General features: G+C 67.8%; 13 protein-coding genes and 2 riboswitches. Of the genes, 8 read left to right on the top strand and 5 right to left on the bottom strand.

Features of this window, described 5'->3' with window-relative positions:
* Positions 1-67 precede the first annotated feature (67 nt).
* Positions 68-928: a 23S rRNA (adenine(2030)-N(6))-methyltransferase RlmJ gene (locus tag DX912_RS12695; RefSeq protein ID WP_115842905.1), complete on the top strand. Its 861-nt coding sequence runs from the start codon at positions 68-70 to the stop codon at positions 926-928.
* A 41-nt stretch (positions 929-969) separates the two neighbouring features.
* Here DX912_RS12695 and DX912_RS12690 read toward each other — a convergent pair whose 3' ends face one another.
* Positions 970-1,884, bottom strand: coding sequence for a cation diffusion facilitator family transporter (locus DX912_RS12690; protein WP_115842904.1), 915 nt, complete (start codon positions 1,882-1,884; stop codon positions 970-972).
* A gap of 129 nt (positions 1,885-2,013) precedes the next feature.
* Positions 2,014-2,373: an MmcQ/YjbR family DNA-binding protein gene (locus tag DX912_RS12685; RefSeq protein ID WP_115842903.1), complete on the bottom strand. Its 360-nt coding sequence runs from the start codon at positions 2,371-2,373 to the stop codon at positions 2,014-2,016.
* A 64-nt stretch (positions 2,374-2,437) separates the two neighbouring features.
* On the opposite strand from DX912_RS12685, the gene DX912_RS12680 reads away from it, so the two are divergent.
* Positions 2,438-3,001 carry a GNAT family N-acetyltransferase gene (locus tag DX912_RS12680; RefSeq protein WP_115842902.1) on the top strand — a complete coding sequence of 188 codons (564 nt, stop codon included), beginning with the start codon at positions 2,438-2,440 and terminating at the stop codon, positions 2,999-3,001.
* Positions 3,002-3,205: 204 nt separating this feature from the next.
* Positions 3,206-4,258, top strand: coding sequence for a class I SAM-dependent methyltransferase (locus DX912_RS12675; protein WP_115842901.1), 1,053 nt, complete (start codon positions 3,206-3,208; stop codon positions 4,256-4,258).
* A 74-nt stretch (positions 4,259-4,332) separates the two neighbouring features.
* Here DX912_RS12675 and DX912_RS12670 read toward each other — a convergent pair whose 3' ends face one another.
* A complete protein-coding gene (locus DX912_RS12670; RefSeq protein ID WP_115842900.1) occupies positions 4,333-4,758 on the bottom strand; it encodes an organic hydroperoxide resistance protein in 426 nt (141 codons plus the stop codon).
* Between the two features lie 116 nt (positions 4,759-4,874).
* Positions 4,875-5,345, bottom strand: a complete 471-nt coding sequence (locus DX912_RS12665) for a MarR family winged helix-turn-helix transcriptional regulator (RefSeq protein WP_115842899.1) — start codon at positions 5,343-5,345, stop codon at positions 4,875-4,877.
* A gap of 205 nt (positions 5,346-5,550) precedes the next feature.
* Here DX912_RS12665 and mfd point away from each other — a divergent pair, with 205 nt between their 5' ends.
* Positions 5,551-9,021, top strand: a complete 3,471-nt coding sequence (gene mfd, locus DX912_RS12660; RefSeq protein ID WP_115842898.1) for a transcription-repair coupling factor — start codon at positions 5,551-5,553, stop codon at positions 9,019-9,021.
* A 20-nt stretch (positions 9,022-9,041) separates the two neighbouring features.
* On the top strand, positions 9,042-9,572 hold the full coding sequence (locus DX912_RS12655) for a SixA phosphatase family protein (protein WP_115842897.1): 531 nt from the start codon (positions 9,042-9,044) through the stop codon (positions 9,570-9,572).
* A gap of 164 nt (positions 9,573-9,736) precedes the next feature.
* Here DX912_RS12655 and DX912_RS12650 read toward each other — a convergent pair whose 3' ends face one another.
* Entirely contained in the window at positions 9,737-11,311 is a 1,575-nt protein-coding gene (locus DX912_RS12650) for a phospholipase D family protein (protein WP_115842896.1), read from the bottom strand.
* A 141-nt stretch (positions 11,312-11,452) separates the two neighbouring features.
* Between DX912_RS12650 and DX912_RS12645 the strand changes: the two genes are divergently transcribed.
* The 3 genes from DX912_RS12645 (at position 11,453) to gcvP (ending at position 16,008) form a co-directional block, all read left to right on the top strand.
* Positions 11,453-11,821 (top strand): hypothetical protein, encoded by a 369-nt coding sequence (locus DX912_RS12645; RefSeq protein ID WP_115842895.1) that lies wholly within the window; start codon positions 11,453-11,455, stop codon positions 11,819-11,821.
* 83 nt (positions 11,822-11,904) lie between these two features.
* Positions 11,905-12,765, top strand: coding sequence for a pirin family protein (locus tag DX912_RS12640; protein WP_115842894.1), 861 nt, complete (start codon positions 11,905-11,907; stop codon positions 12,763-12,765).
* Positions 12,766-12,828: 63 nt separating this feature from the next.
* Positions 12,829-12,929: riboswitch (glycine riboswitch) on the top strand.
* Between the two features lies 1 nt (position 12,930).
* Positions 12,931-13,052, top strand: a riboswitch (glycine riboswitch).
* 64 nt (positions 13,053-13,116) lie between these two features.
* The gene (gcvP, locus tag DX912_RS12635; RefSeq protein ID WP_115842893.1) at positions 13,117-16,008 is read left to right on the top strand and encodes an aminomethyl-transferring glycine dehydrogenase; all 2,892 of its coding nucleotides are present in this window, start codon (positions 13,117-13,119) and stop codon (positions 16,006-16,008) included.
* Positions 16,009-16,300: the final 292 nt, after the last annotated feature.

Below are 16,300 nucleotides of genomic sequence, written 5' to 3'. Positions count from 1 at the left end.
GGATCGTAGAATCGACGGCAAGAGCATACTGGCTCCTGCCGATCCCCCTTCCGAATACCCCATCCCCATGAATTACCGCCACGCCTTCCACGCCGGCAACCATGCCGACGTGCTCAAGCACATCGCCGTGCTCGCCCTGTGCGACGCCCTGACCGCCAAGCCGGCGGCGGCGTTCGCGCTCGACACGCACGCCGGGCGCGGCCTGTACGCGCTGGACAGCAACTCCGCCCAGCGCACCGGCGAGGCCGAGGGCGGTATCGGCCGGCTGATGGCCGAGGCACCGAAGCACCCGGCCATCACGCGCTACCTCTCGGCGATTCGCGCCTGCCGCCACGACCACGGGCCCACCGCCTACCCGGGCTCGCCGTGGCTGCTTGCGCATGCGCTGCGCGAACAGGACCGCATCGCCGCGTGCGAACTGCACCCGGAGGAAGCGAAACAGCTGGAATCGGTGTTCGCGCGCGACAGCCGCGTCGCCGTGCACGAGCGCGACGGCTATGGCGCGATGAAGGCGCTGCTGCCGCCGCGTTTCGGCGAGACGCGCCTCAATCGCGGACTGGTGCTGATCGACCCGCCGTTCGAGGCGCAGCTGGAGGAGTTCGATGCGGCGCTCGGCGCCTTGCGCGACGCACTCACGCGCTGGCCGCAGGGCACGTACGCGTTCTGGTATCCGATCAAGCTGCGCCGCTCGCTGCAGCCGTTCTACCGCCGCGCGGCGACGCTGCCGGCGAAGTCGTCCTTCGTCGCAGAACTGCTGGTGCGTGCCGACGATTCGCCGCTGCGCATGAACGGCAGCGGCCTGCTGATCCTCAATCCGCCGTGGCAGCTCGACCAGACGATGGCCGGCGTGCTGCCGCTGCTGGCGAAGGTGCTCGGCGAGGACGCCGCGGCGTCCGGCCGGCTGGAGTGGTTGAAGCGCGAGGACTGACGGCGCCGCCGGCAGTCCTGTTGTCGAGCGTCAGTCGCGGGTTACAGCCCCGCCTTGCAGTCCGGCTCGAAGAAGCTCCAGCGCACTTCCGGGAAGCTCTGCTTCATCGCGCGCTCGATGCCGTTGATCTGGTCGACCAGCGTCTCGACGTCGCGGCGCTCGTGCATCTGCGCCTGCACCGACACCATCACTTCATTGCCCAGCTGCAGCGTGATCAGGCTGATCACGCGCTGCACTTCCGGACGCGCTTCCAGGAAATCGCGCATCTGCTTCTGGCGCGCCGGATCGACGCTCTGGCCGATCAGCATCGCCTTCACTTCGATGGCGACGAACACGGCCACCACGATCAGCAGCGCACCGATGGCGATCGTGCCGATGGCATCCCACAGCGGATTGCCGGTGTAGACCGCCAGCAGCACGGCGACCAGCGCGAACACCAGGCCCAGCAGCGCCGCGAGGTCCTCGCCGAAGATCACGACCAGCTCGGCCTGGCGGCTTTCGCGGAACCACTGCCACAGGCTCCGATCGCCGCGCGCCTTGTTGACCTCATGCAGGCAGGCGCGCATCGACACGCCCTCGGCGATGATGCCGAACACCAGCACGCCGGCGGCCCAGTACCAGTGCTGGAGCGGTTCGGGATGCTGCAGTTTGTGGATGCCCTCGTACAGCGAGAACATGCCGCCGACGGTGAACAGCATCACCGCCACCAGGAACGACCAGAAGTAGATGGCCTTGCCGTAACCCAGCGGGTAGTCGGGCGACGGCGGCGCCTTGGCCTGGCGCATGCCCAGCAGCAACAGCAGCTGGTTGCCGCAGTCGGCGAGCGAATGCACGGTCTCGGCCAGCATCGCGCTGGAACCGGTGAAGAACGCGGCCACGCCCTTGGCGACCGCGATCGCGAAATTGGCACCGAGCGCGAAGAAGATCGCGCGGGTCGAATCACCACCACCAGCCATGCGTCGTCCTTAAAGAAGTGTGGATCGATGAGTGCGTCGAAGCGGCGCGAGTCTAGCACCGGGGCATGTGGCGCCGATGCAGGCGCGGGGTGTGCGCTTCGTCAAGACCGCGACCTCGCCGCCAGCATGTCAGTCGGCGAGTTCGCGCTGCGTCTTCTTCGGCAGCTTTTCCCGGACCAGTTCGTAACTGCGGCGCAGCAGCGCGCGCAGTTCGCCCGGTGGGAGGCGGCCGGGCTCTTCCACCATCACCCAATGCGAACGCGCCAGGTACGGCGCCGGCTGGAAGCCGGGGCGCTCGGTCAGTTCCAGGAAGCGGTCGTCCTCGACCTTGAAGCTCACCGCGCCCGCGCCGTGTGCCCCTGCTTGATCGGCACGCGTCACGCAGAACATCTTCCCGGCCACCGAGAAGACCAGGTCCTCGCCCCATTTGATCGAGGCTTCCACGCCCGGCCAGCCGCCCACCCAGTCCCGCAATCCCGCCTGATCCATCGCCCTGTCCCCGGGGCTGTCCCCGTGAAGAATGTGAATACGGGCAGTGTGCCAATATCCGTCCATGGCCGCGCGCGAACGACTCCCGCCCTGGCACGAAAGGATGCGTCTTCCCAACGGACGCGAAGTATTGATTCGTCCGATCCGTCCGGAAGACGCAGAACCCATTCGCGCCAGCTTCTCCCTGCTCCAGCCGGAGGAGGTGCGCCAGCGCTTTTCCTCCGGCATCCAGCGCGACGCCTTGGCGGAAATGACGCCTGAAGCGGCCGAGCGGATGACCCGCATCAACCCCAAGAACGAGTTCGCCCTCGTCGCGGCCGAGCCTCTGCCGCCCGGCGAGGCGTTGATCGGCGCGGTCGCGCGCATCTCGGTCGACGACAACGGCCGGGATGCCGGGTTCGCCATCCTGGTCAGTCATTACGTGGCGAACATGGGACTGGGCCGCTATCTGATGACCCGGCTGGTGAAGTGGGCGCGCGGCAAGAAGCTCGACTGCGTGTATGGCGACGTGTTCGAGCACAACCAGGCGATGCTCTCGCTCGCCGAGTCGCTGGGTTTCGAGCGCAGCGGCGAGGATGCCGCCGGGCTCATCCGCGTACGGCTGGACCTGAAGCCCAAGGCCGCCTGATCGCCTCGCGGCGCAGGTCGGGCCGCAGCCCAATACGTGATCCGACGCGAGCATGCGCTCGGCCCGTGAACAGGCGCTTGCGCGACAAGCGGCCGGAAGTGACCGTCCCGCCCGGGCCATCGCGTTGTAAAACAACGACCGGGGGGCCTTGCGGCAGGCACAACCGCGTCCGTCCACGGAAGGATCGTTTCCGGGACTGCAGCGATGAACGCCATCAACGAAGACCGCCTCAACCAGTTCCTCGGCCAGGCCGTGGGCGACCTCGGCGCGGCGATGAGCGCCACACTCATGCTCGTGGGCGACCAGCTCGGCCTGTACCGCGCACTCGCCGAAAAGCCCATGAACGCGGCCGACCTCGCCCGCCATACCGGCACCAACGAGCGCTACATCCGCGAGTGGCTCGGCAACCAGGCTGCGGGCGGGTACGTCGACTACGACCGCGCGAGCGATACGTACTCGCTCAGTGCCGAGCAGGCGCTGTGCCTGGCCGATCCGGGCGGGCCGGTCGATCTGCCCGGCGCGTATTCCATCGTGGAAGCGACCTTCCACGCGCTGGAGAAGACCAAGGCGAATTTCCGCACGGGCCAGGGCATGGAATGGGGCGAGCACCATCCCTGCCTGTTCCATGGCACCGAGCGCTTCTTCCGCGCCGGCTACAACGCGCACCTGGTGACCGAATGGCTGCCGGCGCTTAACGGCGTCGTCGACAAGCTGCGCGCGGGCGGCAAGGCCGCCGACGTGGGCTGCGGCCACGGCGCCAGCACCTCGCTGATGGCGCGCGCGTTCCCGAACTCGACCTTCTTTGGTTTCGACTACCACGTACCGTCGATCGACGTCGCCCGCGAGCGCGCGAAGCAGGCCGGCGCGACCAATGCGCGATTCGAGGCAGCCGACGCCACGGGCTACACCGAGAGGGACTTCGACCTGATCTGCTTCTTCGACTGCCTGCACGACATGGCCGACCCGGTCGGCGCTGCGCGGCACGCGTTGCAGGCGCTGAAACCCGACGGCACCTGCATGCTGGTGGAGCCCTTCGCCGGCGATAGCGTGGCGGAGAACCTCAATCCCGTCGGCCGCGTGTACTACGGCGCGTCGTCGCAGATCTGCGTGCCGGTGTCGCTGGCGCGAAACGGCCCGGCGCTTGGGGCGCAGGCCGGCGAGGCGCGGCTGCGCAAGGTGATGACGGACGCCGGCTTCACGCGTTTCCGCCGCGCGACGCAGACGCCGTTCAACCTGGTGTTCGAAGCCAGGCCGTGAGGCCCGCTTCATTCCGGTAGCGAGGGGGCACGCGCGACGCGGGCTGGACGCCCGCGCCGCGCTTCCTCGTGCGATCAGACGACGGTCAGCGTCACGTCGATGTTGCCGCGGGTCGCGTTCGAGTACGGGCAGACCTGGTGCGCCTTCTGCACAAGCGCTTCGGCCTGTTCGCGCGGCAGGCCCGGCAGTGAGATCTTCAACTCGGCCTGGATGCCGAAACCGGTCGGCAGCGGGCCGATGCCGACGGCGGCGTCGATGCTCGCATCGGCGGGGAGCGCGATCTTCTCCTTGCCCGCGACGAACTTCAGCGCGCCGAGGAAGCAGGCCGAGTAACCCGCGGCGAACAGCTGCTCGGGGTTCGTGCCCTCGCCGCCCGCGCCGCCGAGTTCGCGCGGCGTGGCGAGCTTGACGTCGAGCACCTTGTCGGAGGAGACGGAACGGCCGTCGCGGCCACCGGTGGACGTGGCGTGGGCGGTGTAGAGGACCTGATCGAGGGACATGGGATGGCTCCTGGTTGTGGGGTGGAACGTGGGCGGCCGACTGGCCGACTACATAGATAGCCCGCTACTTCATAGCGCACTACTTATTTGATAGAGCGAAGTGTCGCGCGGCGGACTCATCCGTTCCGCGCGAGCGCTTCCCTCAGGGATTCCAGTTGCTGCTTCATCGCCACGAGGTCGTCGGGCGAGCATTCCGAGGCGCACAGCAGGTCGCCCGGAACCGACTTGGCGCGGGTTTTCAGCGCCCTGCCCTCGGCGCTGAGCTCGACGATCACCTGTCGCTCGTCGTGGCTGGCGCGCGTGCGCGTCACGAAGCCCATCGCCTCCAGCCGCTTGAGCAGCGGCGTCAGCGTGGCCGAGTCGAGGAACAGGCGCTCGCCGATCTCCGACACGCTCAGCCCCTCGCGCTCCCACAGCACCATCATCACCAGGTACTGCGGATACGTCAGGCCCAACGGCGCCAGCAGCCGCCGGTACACCTTGTTCAGCGCCAGCCCGGTGGAATACAGCGCGAAGCACAGCTGCTCATCCAGATGCAGCAGGTTGCGGGCCGGCTTCTGCGTGGAGGCTTTGCGGACGGTCTTCATGGGTCGGAACTTTACATAGCGCGCTATCTAATTGCAAGCGATATTACGCGCACTCACACAACGCTGCGATCCGGTACCGGCCCGTCGGCGACCCGCCCGAACGGCCTTCATCCGCATGTCCCGTAAAATGCGGGCTCTTTGCGCTGGGAGGCACGCTTCCGGCGCTGGTCTTGTTTTCGCTTTCCGGACGCCCCACGCCTTCCCGATGCGCAAATCCGCAATCCCCACGCCTCCCCTGCCGAAAACCGGCCAGCAGCGCGCCTGGTGGCGCGCGCCGGCCTCGCCGTCCGCGCTGGCGTTCCACGTCGCCGCCGCGGCGTCCGCCCATGGCGCGCCGCTGCTGGTCGTCGCGCGCGACAACCAGGGCGCACACCAGCTCGAATCCGACCTGCACACGCTCCTGGGCGCGCAGCAGACCGGGCTGCCGGTGATCGGCTTCCCCGACTGGGAAACCCTGCCCTACGACGTCTTCAGCCCGCACCCGGACATCGTCAGCCAGCGCCTGGCCGCACTGCATCGCCTGCCCACGCTCAAGCGCGGCATCGTGATCGTGCCGGTGCAGACGCTGCTGCAGCGCCTGGCCCCGCTCAAGCACGTGGTCGGCGGCAGTTTCGACGTGAGGACCGGGCAACGGCTGGATCTGGACGCCGAAAAGCGCCGCCTCGAATCGGCCGGCTATCGCCATGTGCCGCAGGTGCTCGATCCGGGCGATTTCGCCGTGCGTGGCGGCTTGCTCGATGTGTACCCGATGGGCGCCGACCAGCCGTTCCGCGTCGAGCTGCTGGACGACGAGATCGAAACCATCCGCGCGTTCGATCCGGAATCGCAGCGCTCGCTTGAGAAGATCGACGCCGTGCACCTGCTGCCGGGCCGCGAAGTGCCGCTCAGCGATGCGGCGCTCAAGCGCGCGCTCGACGCACTGCGCGACCGCTTCGACCTGGACACGCGCCGAAGCGCGCTCTACCAGGATTTGAAGGCCGGCCTCGCGCCCCCCGGCATCGAGTACTACCTGCCGCTGTTCTTCGATACGACGTCCACGCTGTTCGACTACCTCGACGCGGACACGCTGCCGGTGATCGCCGACGGTGCGATGGAGGCGGCCGACCAGTTCTGGACGCATACGGGTGAGCGTTACGAGCAGCGCCGCCACGACCTCGAACGCCCGCTGCTTCCGCCCGACGCGCTGTACCTGCCGCCGGACGCATTGCGCGAGCGCCTCAATGCCGGTGCTCGCGTGGAAGTCTGCGGAGAAGGCCACGCGCAGCGCGAACGCGCGAGCGCGCTCGGCGACCAGCCGGCACCGTCCCTGCCCGTCGCCGCGCGCGATCACGCCCCGGCCGATGCGCTCACGTCGTTCCTGTCCAGCTACCCGGGCCGCGTGCTGGTGGCGGCCGACTCGCCGGGACGTCGCGAAGCGCTGCTGGAAATCCTGCAAGCCGGCGCATTGAAGCCGGAGGTCGTCGCGGATTTCCCGGCGTTCCTCGCGAACGACACATCGCGATTCTCCATTGCCGTCGCGCCGCTCGACGACGGTTTCGCGATCACCGAGCCGGCGTTCGTCGTGCTCACCGAACGCCAGCTGTTCCCCGAGCGCGCGAGCCAACCGCGTCGCCGACGTCGCGTCGGGCGCGAACCCGAAGCGATCATCAAGGATCTGGGCGAACTCACCGAAGGCGCGCCGATCGTCCACGAAGACCACGGCGTGGGCCGCTATCGCGGACTGGTGACGCTGGAAGCCGGCGGCATGCCGGCCGAATACCTGGAAATCGAGTACGCCAAGGGCGACCGCCTGTACGTGCCGGTCGCGCAGCTGCACCTGATCAACCGTTATTCCGGCGCGTCGGAGGAAACCGCGCCGCTGCATTCACTCGGCGGCGAGCAGTGGACCAAGGCCAAGCGCAAGGCCGCGGAAAAGGTGCGCGACGTCGCGGCGGAACTGCTGGAAATCCAGGCCAAGCGGCAGGCGCGCGCGGGGCTCGCTATCGACGTCGATCGCGCGGTGTACGAGCCGTTCGCGGCGGCGTTCCCGTTCGAGGAAACGCCCGACCAGCATGCGGCCATCGAAGCGGTGATCCGCGACCTCGCCTCCAGCCAGCCGATGGACCGCGTGGTCTGCGGCGACGTCGGATTCGGCAAGACCGAAGTCGCCGTGCGCGCCGCATTCACCACCGCGATGGGCGGCAAGCAGGTCGCGGTGCTCGTGCCGACGACGCTGCTGGCCGAACAGCACTACCGCAACTTCCGCGACCGCTTCGCCGACTGGCCGATCAGGGTCGAGGTGCTTTCGCGGTTCAAGACCAAGAAGGAAATCGAGGCGGAACTTGCGAAGGTCGCCGACGGCACGATCGACGTGATCGTCGGCACGCACCGCCTGCTGCAGAAGGACGTGCGCTTCAAGGATCTCGGCGCGGTCATCGTCGACGAGGAGCAGCGCTTCGGCGTGCGCCAGAAGGAAGCGCTCAAGGCCCTGCGCGCGAACGTGCACCTGCTCACGCTCACCGCGACGCCGATCCCGCGCACGCTCAACATGGCGATGGCCGGACTGCGCGACCTGTCGATCATCGCGACGCCTCCAGCGCACCGCCTTGCCGTGCAGACCTTCGTTGTGCCGTGGGACGACATGCAGCTGCGCGAGGCGTTCCAGCGCGAGCTGTCGCGCGGTGGCCAGGTGTATTTCCTGCACAACGACGTGGAAAGCATCGGCCGCATGCAGCGCGAGTTGCAGGAACTGGTACCCGAAGCGCGCATCGGCGTGGCGCATGGGCAGATGCCCGAGCGCGAACTCGAACGCGTGATGCTCGACTTCCACAAGCAGCGCTACAACGTGCTGCTGTCGACGACGATCATCGAATCGGGCATCGACATCCCCAACGCGAACACGATCATCATCAACCGCGCCGACCGCTTCGGCCTGGCGCAGCTGCACCAGCTTCGCGGCCGCGTGGGCCGTTCGCACCACCGCGCGTATGCGTACCTCGTCGTGCCCGATCGCAAGGCGATGACCGACGATGCACGCAAGCGACTGGATGCGATCGCGGCGATGGACGAGCTCGGCGCGGGCTTCACGCTGGCCACGCACGACCTGGAAATCCGCGGCGCCGGCGAACTGCTGGGCGAGGAACAGAGCGGCCAGATGGCGGAAGTCGGCTTCAGCCTCTACACGGAATTGCTCGAACGCGCGGTGCGCTCGATCCGCCAGGGCAAGCTGCCGGACGTGGACATGGTCGAGGCGCGCGGCGCGGAAGTCGAGCTGCGCATTCCAGCGCTCATTCCCGACGACTACCTGCCCGACGTGCACACGCGCCTGACGCTGTACAAGCGCATCAGCGGCGCGCGCGACACGGACGAACTGCGCGAGTTGCAGGTGGAGATGATCGACCGCTTCGGCCTGCTGCCCGACCCCGCCAAGTACATGTTCGCGGTGGCCGAGCTCAAGCTGCGCGCGACGGAGCTGGGCATCCGCAAGCTCGACCTTGGCGAAACCGGCGGACGCGTGCATTTCGTCGAGAAACCCAATGTCGATCCGATGGCGATCATCCGCCTGATCCAGGGTCAGCCGAAGCTCTACAGGATGGAAGGTCCCGACAAGCTGCGCATGACGCTGGACCTGCCCGATGCATCCTCGCGCGTGCTGGCCGCCAAGGGCATCCTCACGGCACTTCAGCCGGCCGCGTGAGGTCGGCTAAGGTGGGCGGCATGAAGAAGATGCCGCTCACCGCCTTGTTCCTGACGTCGTGTCTGTCGCTGCTGTCCGCATGCGCGTCCGCGCCACACGCGACGCCTGCGGCCGATGCGTCGATGACGTTCGTGATCGTGCGTCACGCCGAAAAGGTGCCCGATGGCTCGAAGGATCCGCCGCTGACCGATGCGGGCCACGCGCGTGCGCAGGCGCTGGCGAAGCGGTTGTCGTCGATGCCGGTGATCGCGGTCTACACCACGCCCTTCCTGCGCACGCGCCAGACCGCGACGCCGACGGCGCAGGAACACGGTTTGCCGCTGATCGAGTACGACGCGAAGCTGCCGGCGTCGGAGTTCGCCGCGCAATTGAAGCAGCGGCATGCGGGCCAGACGGTGTTGGTCGTCGGCCATAGCAACACGGTGCCGGATATCGCCGCCGCGTTGTGTTCGTGCGACGTCGCGCCGATGAGCGAAGTGGAGTACGACCGGTTGATGACGGTTCGGATCGACGCGTCGGGGCGTGCGGTGCTGGACGTGGCGAGGCAATAGCGTCTGCTGTTTTCTTCTCCCTGCGGGAGAAGGTGCCCGAAGGGCGGATGAGGGGCAACGGAGGGACGAGTTCGAAAACTCGCAGTGCAGCGATGCACTGCCTGTTTATCGTCAGGACTCCGTTACCCCTCACCCCAACCCCTCTCCCGTTGGGAGGGCTTCCATTACAACTGCGACTCTACCGGCAGCCAGCGCGCCACGGTCGCCATCGTGCGGCGCTTCCAGTCGGCATCGGGTTCTTCCGTCCAGGTGCGCGGCGGCTTCGCGGCGGCATCCTCCCAGCGCAGCTCGCCGTTCTCCAGCCACAGGCGATAGCTGTTTTCGCGGCCGATCTTCCACGCGTACAGGCGCATCAGCTCGCGCGTGAGTTCGCGATCGGTGAACAGGATGCCCATCTCGGTGTTGAGGTTGATCGAGCGCGGATCGAAGTTGACCGAACCGACGAAGCCGGAGTCGCCGTCGACCATGAACGCCTTGGTGTGGAGGCTCGCCTCGCCCGACTTCGAACCCAGCAGACCGCTGCCGGCGCGACCGCCTCCGGGTCCCTGGGCCTTGAGTTCGTACAGTTCGATGCCGCCGCGCAGCAGCGGCACGCGGTACGGCGCGTAACCGCCGTGCACCGCGGCGACGTCGGTCGCGGCCAGCGAATTGGTCAGGATGCCGATGCGCACGCCGCGATCGCGCATGCGCAGCAGCCCGGTCACGCCATCGTCGCCGGGCACGAAATACGGCGAACTGATGAACACCTCGCGCTCGGCGCTGGTGAACGCCGGCGTGATCGCATCGATCAGCCAGTTCCGGCGACGCGGCGCGCCTTCGGCTTTCTCGGGCGGATCGGAGTAGACGTGTGCGTTCGGCGTCCAGCGCGGTTCGCGACTGCCGTGCAACAGCGCCTGGACACTGGGCGAACGGCGAAGCTGTTCGATGTAGGGCTTGGCGTCCTTCGACCGGTATTCGAGCACGCCCACGCGCCGCAGCCTTTGCAGCGACAGCTCGTCGGCGTCGACCAGCTCCGACAACGGAATCGCCGTCGAACTGTTCCAGTACGCGTCGAAGATGCGCGAGGTTTCGCGCACCGGCTCGCCGATGACCGCAAGGTCCGCATCGAGGAAGTTCGACTCCGACGCCGCACCGAAATACTCGTCGCCGATGTTGCGACCGCCCACCACGGCCACACGGCCGTCGGCGATCCACGCCTTGTTGTGCATGCGCCGGTTGAGGCTGAAGATCCGCAGCACCATCTCCACGCCGCGCAGGAAATACGACTGCCGCGCGCGCGAGGGATTGAACATGCGCACTTCGATGTTCGGATGACGGTCGAGCGCGGCCAGCACCGAATCCTTCTTGTGCGAGTTCAGGTCGTCCAGCAGCAGCCGTACGCGAACGCCGCGATCGGCCGCGCGCAGCACTTCGTGCACGATCAGGTTGCCGGTGAGGTCCGGCTTCCAGATGTAGTACTGCAGGTCCAGGCTGCGCCCGGCCTCGCGCGCGGTCAGCGCGCGCACGGTGAACGCGTCGAGGTTGTCGGCGATCAGCGAAAGCCCCGCCTGGCCCGGATGCGCCTGCTCCATCGGCGCGATCACGCGATCCAGCGGCGTCTGCACCGTCGTGGCGGCGATCGCCTGCGACGGCGCCCCGCGCGCCCGCTGGGCGAAGCGTCCGTAGCTGTAGAGCGACAGCAGCGAGGCCGCCGCCAGCAGGAACACGGCCAGGCCGATCCACCGCAGCTTTCGTGTCATGGGGATCCGGCGTTGTGCACTGCCCGGATTCTAGCGACGGCCCCTTCAACGACTCATTCACGCGACGGCGATCACCGCGCCGTAGCGCGCAGCGGCTAGACTCGCGCCGTCCCGTTCACCTGCCGACCCGATTCCCTGATCATGGTCCGTTTCGCGCCCGCCCTGTTCGCCCTGCTCCTCACGGCCTGCGCCAGCGTGCCGAATGTCGCGCTGCCCGTGGAGGCACAGCTGCACCCCGGCCGGCGCATGGCGCTGCCCGAAGGCGCGAGCCTGATCTACGTCGATACGGCCAACGATTCGCGCTGCCCGCCCGACGTGCAGTGCGTGCATGCGGGCGATGCGGACGTGCACGTGCGTTTCGTCAAACCCGACGCGGTGCTCGACGTGACGCTCAAGGCGTCCGAACAGGGCCAGCCGCGCGCGATCGGCACGTGGCGCGTCACGCTGCGCGGCCTGGGCCCCGGCCCGCGTCCGCCGGCGACGCTGCGCGTGGACGACGCATCCCGCTGAGCGACACGGTGCGTGCCAGCCAGGGACGTGCCGCCTTCCGCAGGATGTGACACGCTCGCCGGACACCACGTCGGAGTCCGGCCATGACCCTCATCGTTTCCCCGCGCGTGCACGACCTCGGCGGCTTCCAGGTGCGCCGCGCGGTGCCGAGCATCCAAGCGCGCTCCATCGGTCCGTTCGTGTTCGTCGATCACATGGGACCTGCGGTGTTCGAAGTCGGCCGCGGCATCGACGTGCGCCCGCACCCGCATATCGGGCTGGCGACGGTGACGTTCCTGTGGTCGGGCACGATCACCCATCGCGACACGCTCGGCAGCCTGCAGGACATCAACCCCGGCGACGTGAACTGGATGACCGCCGGCCGCGGCATCGCGCATTCCGAACGCACGCCCGCCACGCTGCGCGAGCACGAACATCCGCTGCACGGCATGCAGACGTGGGTGGCGTTGCCGCGCAGTTCGGAGGAGGCCGACCCGGGCTTCTTCCACCATCCCGCGGCGACCCTGCCGCAGCAGCGCCGCGACGGCAGCTGGCTGCGCGTGGTGGCCGGTCGCGGTTACGGCGAGGAATCGCCGGTGCGCGTGTATGCGGACACGCTGTACGTGGCCATCGACCTGGATGCCGACGCGGAACTCGCGCTCGACGACGGCCATGCGCAGCGCGCGCTCTACGTGCTGGAAGGCGACGCGCAGCTCGACGGCGCGGACATCCCCCCGATGCACCTGGTGGTGCTCGACGAAGGCACCCGGCCGAAGCTGCGTGCGCGCACGCCGGTGAAGGCGATGCTGCTGGGCGGCGAGCCGCTCGACGGCCCGCGCCACCTGTGGTGGAACTTTGTGTCCAGCTCGAAGGAGCGCATCGAGCAGGCCAAGCAGGACTGGCTCGACGGCCGCTTCGGGCACGTGCCGGGCGACGACGAGTTCATCCCCCTGCCCGAGCGCTGAACCCCGCGCCGGGGCGGCTCCTGCGGCAGGCAGGATCGGTCCGCGACCGGTATGATTCGCACCCAGCAGACGGTGGGAGAAGCGGCCCAACCTGAACAGGTCGGAGCCGCTGCCGAAGGCGCAAACGCCCGGAATCGCTCAGGCCCCATTACCGCCGTCGGCTCACACTCTGGAGAGACCGCCCGCGCCGACGCATTCGGCCGGAACCGGCGCCGAAGGGGCAAGAAGCCAGCGGGGTCTCCTCCCCCGCCCCGCGCTTTGAAACTCTCAGGCAAAAGGACAGAGGGGCACTCCACGTGCGCGACCGCGCACGCCCCGGCTTTCGAGCCAAACCTGGATGCCCCTCGTCACATGAGCCAGAAGACCTCCCTGCGCGCCCTCGAGCACCACGACGCCTTCCTCGAACGCCACATCGGCCCCAACGATGCTGAAATCGCGCAGATGCTGGGCGTGGTCGGGTTCGATTCGCTGGACGCGATGACCGACGCCATCGTCCCGGCGTCGATCAAGTCCCCGAAGCCGCTGGACCTTCCGGCGCCGATCACGGAAGTCGAGGCCATCGCCAAGATCCGCGCGATCGCCGACAGGAACCAGGTCTTCAAGAGCTTCATCGGCCAGGGCTACTACGGCACGCACACGCCGAACGTCATCCTGCGCAACATCCTCGAGAACCCCGCGTGGTACACGGCCTACACGCCGTACCAGGCCGAGATCTCGCAGGGCCGCATGGAAGCGCTCATCAACTTCCAGACGATGTGCGCCGAACTGACGGGCATGGAGATCGCCAACGCGTCCCTGCTCGACGAAGCCACTGCGGCGGCCGAGGCGATGACGCTGGCCAAGCGTTCGGCCAAGTCGAAGTCCAACACCTTCTTCGTCTCGTCCGGCGTGCACCCGCAGACGCTGGAAGTGCTGCGCACGCGCGCCGAGCCACTGGAGATCGAGCTGGTCGTCGCCGATGACAGCGAGGCCGCCAGCATCGACAGCTTCGGTGTGCTGCTGCAGTACCCGAACACCTTCGGCCAGATCCACGACTACAAGGCGCTCGCCGACGCCGTGCACGCGCGCGGCGGCCTCGTCGCCGTGGCGACCGACCTGCTCGCGCTGACGCTCATCGCCGCGCCGGGCGAATGGGGCGCTGACATCGTGGTGGGCAACACGCAGCGTTTCGGCGTGCCGTTCGGCTTCGGCGGCCCGCACGCGGCGTTCATGGCGTGCCGCGACGCGTACAAGCGTTCGATGCCGGGTCGCCTGATCGGCGTGTCGATCGACGCCGAAGGCAAGGCCGCCTACCGCCTCACGCTGCAGACGCGCGAGCAGCACATCCGTCGCGAAAAGGCGACGTCCAACATCTGCACCGCGCAGGTGCTGCTGGCGGTGATGGCATCGATGTACGCCGTTTACCACGGCCCCGACGGCCTGCAGCGCATCGCGCGCCGCACCCACCGCCTGGCGTCGATCCTCGCCACCGCGCTGCGCAACGCCGGCATCACCGTCGGCCCGGACTTCTTCGACACGCTGCACGTGGTCGACGTCGATGCCGGCGCGATCCACGCCAAGGCCGTTGAAGCCCGCATCAACCTGCGTCGCATCGACGGCCGCAGCCTCGGTATCTCGCTCGATGAAACGACCACGCGTGCGGACGTCGTCGCGCTCGCCGCGCTGTTCGGCGCGAAGATCGACGTCGATGCGCTGGACGCGACCGTCGACGACGCGCTGCCGAACGGCCTGCTGCGCACCAGCGCGTTCCTGACGCACCCGGTGTTCAACACGCACCACAGCGAGCACGAGCTACTGCGCTACATGCGCTCGCTGGCCGACAAGGACTTGGCGATGGATCGCACGATGATCCCGTTGGGTTCGTGCACGATGAAGCTCAACGCCACGGCCGAGATGATCCCGGTGACGTGGCCGGAGTTCGGCAACCTGCATCCGCTCGCACCGGGCGCGCAGGCCGCCGGCTACCAGCAGCTCATCGGCGAACTGGAAGCGATGCTGGTCGAATGCACCGGCTACGACGCCGTCAGCCTGCAGCCGAACTCCGGCGCGCAGGGCGAATACGCCGGCCTGCTGGCGATTCGCGCCTACCACCGCTCGCGCGGCGAAGCGCATCGCGACATCTGCCTGATCCCGGATTCGGCGCACGGCACCAACCCGGCATCGGCGCAGATGTGCGGCATGCAGGTCGTGGTGACCAAGACCGACGGCAACGGCAACGTCGATGTCGAGGACATCCGCCGCAACGCCGAGAAGTACAGCGATCGCCTGGCCGCGATCATGATGACCTACCCGTCCACGCACGGCGTGTTCGAGGAAGAGGTCGTGGAGATCTGCGAGATCATCCACAAGCACGGCGGCCAGGTGTACACCGACGGCGCCAACATGAATGCCCTCGTCGGCGTCGCCAAGCCGGGCAAGTGGGGTTCGGACGTTTCGCACCTCAACCTGCACAAGACCTTCTGCATCCCGCACGGCGGCGGCGGCCCGGGCGTTGGCCCGTGCGCGGTGAAGTCGCACCTGGCGCCGTTCCTGCCCGGTGCGCTCAACGCCGATGGCGTGAAGACGGACGGCGTCGGCAACGGCGACGTGGGCATGGTGTCGGCGGCGAGCTTCGGTTCGGCCTCGATCCTGCCGATCAGCTGGATGTACGTGACGATGATGGGCGCCGCCGGCCTGCGCCGTGCGACGCAGGTCGCGCTGCTCAACGCGAACTACATCGCCCGCCGCCTGGCGCCGCACTACGAGACGCTCTACACCGGCCGCAACGACCTGGTCGCGCACGAGTGCATCCTCGACCTGCGCCCGCTGAAGGATTCGACCGGCGTATCGGCCGAGGACGTCGCCAAGCGCCTGATCGACTTCGGCTTCCACGCGCCGACGCTGAGCTTCCCGGTCGCCGGGACGCTGATGGTGGAGCCGACCGAGTCCGAGTCGCTGCATGAACTCGACCGCTTCATCGATGCGATGATCCAGATCCGCGACGAGATCCGCGCGGTGGAAGAAGGCAAGCTCGATCGCGAGGACAACCCGCTCAAGAACGCGCCGCACACCGCGACCGCCGTGTCGGCAAGCGAGTGGACGCACGCGTACCCGCGCGAGCTCGCCGCATTCCCGCTGCCGAGCCTGCGACTGCAGAAGTACTGGCCGCCGGTCGCGCGCGTGGACAACGTCTACGGCGACAAGAACGTCATGTGCGCGTGCATCCCGGTGGATGCTTACAAGGATGATGAGGTCGAGGCGTAAGGCGGTTCGTTAGTTCACGAATTCGTCTCGATGCAGACGCCCCGCTTCGTGCGGGGCGTCTTGCTTTTGGGGGCGTGATTCGTGATTCGTGATTCGTGATTCGTGATTCGTGATTCGTGATTCGTGATTCGTGATTCGTGATTCGCGATTGGTGATTGGTGATTCGGGATTGCTGATTGCTGATTGATTCGGGATTCGGCAGAGCGCGAAACGTGCCTCCGAAGCCGTCATCCCGGCGAAAGCCGGGACCCAGGTCGGTAGCGCATGGGCACTCTGTCGCCGACGAACAACC

Origin of the sequence: Lysobacter soli (assembly GCF_003382285.1) — a bacterium.
Taxonomy (GTDB): domain Bacteria; phylum Pseudomonadota; class Gammaproteobacteria; order Xanthomonadales; family Xanthomonadaceae; genus Lysobacter_J; species Lysobacter_J soli.
This window is presented reverse-complemented; position numbering and strand designations above follow the sequence as displayed.

Excerpts from the sequence above, each read along its gene's own strand:
- gcvP (WP_115842893.1), top strand. The coding sequence starts at position 13,117 with ATGAGCCAGAAGACCTCCCTGCGCGCCCTCGAGCACCACGACGCCTTC.
- DX912_RS12640 (WP_115842894.1), top strand. The coding sequence starts at position 11,905 with ATGACCCTCATCGTTTCCCCGCGCGTGCACGACCTCGGCGGCTTCCAG.
- DX912_RS12675 (WP_115842901.1), top strand. The coding sequence starts at position 3,206 with ATGAACGCCATCAACGAAGACCGCCTCAACCAGTTCCTCGGCCAGGCC.
- DX912_RS12685 (WP_115842903.1), bottom strand. The coding sequence starts at position 2,373 with ATGGATCAGGCGGGATTGCGGGACTGGGTGGGCGGCTGGCCGGGCGTG.
- DX912_RS12645 (WP_115842895.1), top strand. The coding sequence starts at position 11,453 with ATGGTCCGTTTCGCGCCCGCCCTGTTCGCCCTGCTCCTCACGGCCTGC.
- DX912_RS12655 (WP_115842897.1), top strand. The coding sequence starts at position 9,042 with ATGAAGAAGATGCCGCTCACCGCCTTGTTCCTGACGTCGTGTCTGTCG.
- mfd (WP_115842898.1), top strand. The coding sequence starts at position 5,551 with ATGCGCAAATCCGCAATCCCCACGCCTCCCCTGCCGAAAACCGGCCAG.
- DX912_RS12680 (WP_115842902.1), top strand. The coding sequence starts at position 2,438 with ATGGCCGCGCGCGAACGACTCCCGCCCTGGCACGAAAGGATGCGTCTT.
- DX912_RS12665 (WP_115842899.1), bottom strand. The coding sequence starts at position 5,345 with ATGAAGACCGTCCGCAAAGCCTCCACGCAGAAGCCGGCCCGCAACCTG.
- DX912_RS12690 (WP_115842904.1), bottom strand. The coding sequence starts at position 1,884 with ATGGCTGGTGGTGGTGATTCGACCCGCGCGATCTTCTTCGCGCTCGGT.
- DX912_RS12695 (WP_115842905.1), top strand. The coding sequence starts at position 68 with ATGAATTACCGCCACGCCTTCCACGCCGGCAACCATGCCGACGTGCTC.
- DX912_RS12650 (WP_115842896.1), bottom strand. The coding sequence starts at position 11,311 with ATGACACGAAAGCTGCGGTGGATCGGCCTGGCCGTGTTCCTGCTGGCG.
- DX912_RS12670 (WP_115842900.1), bottom strand. The coding sequence starts at position 4,758 with ATGTCCCTCGATCAGGTCCTCTACACCGCCCACGCCACGTCCACCGGT.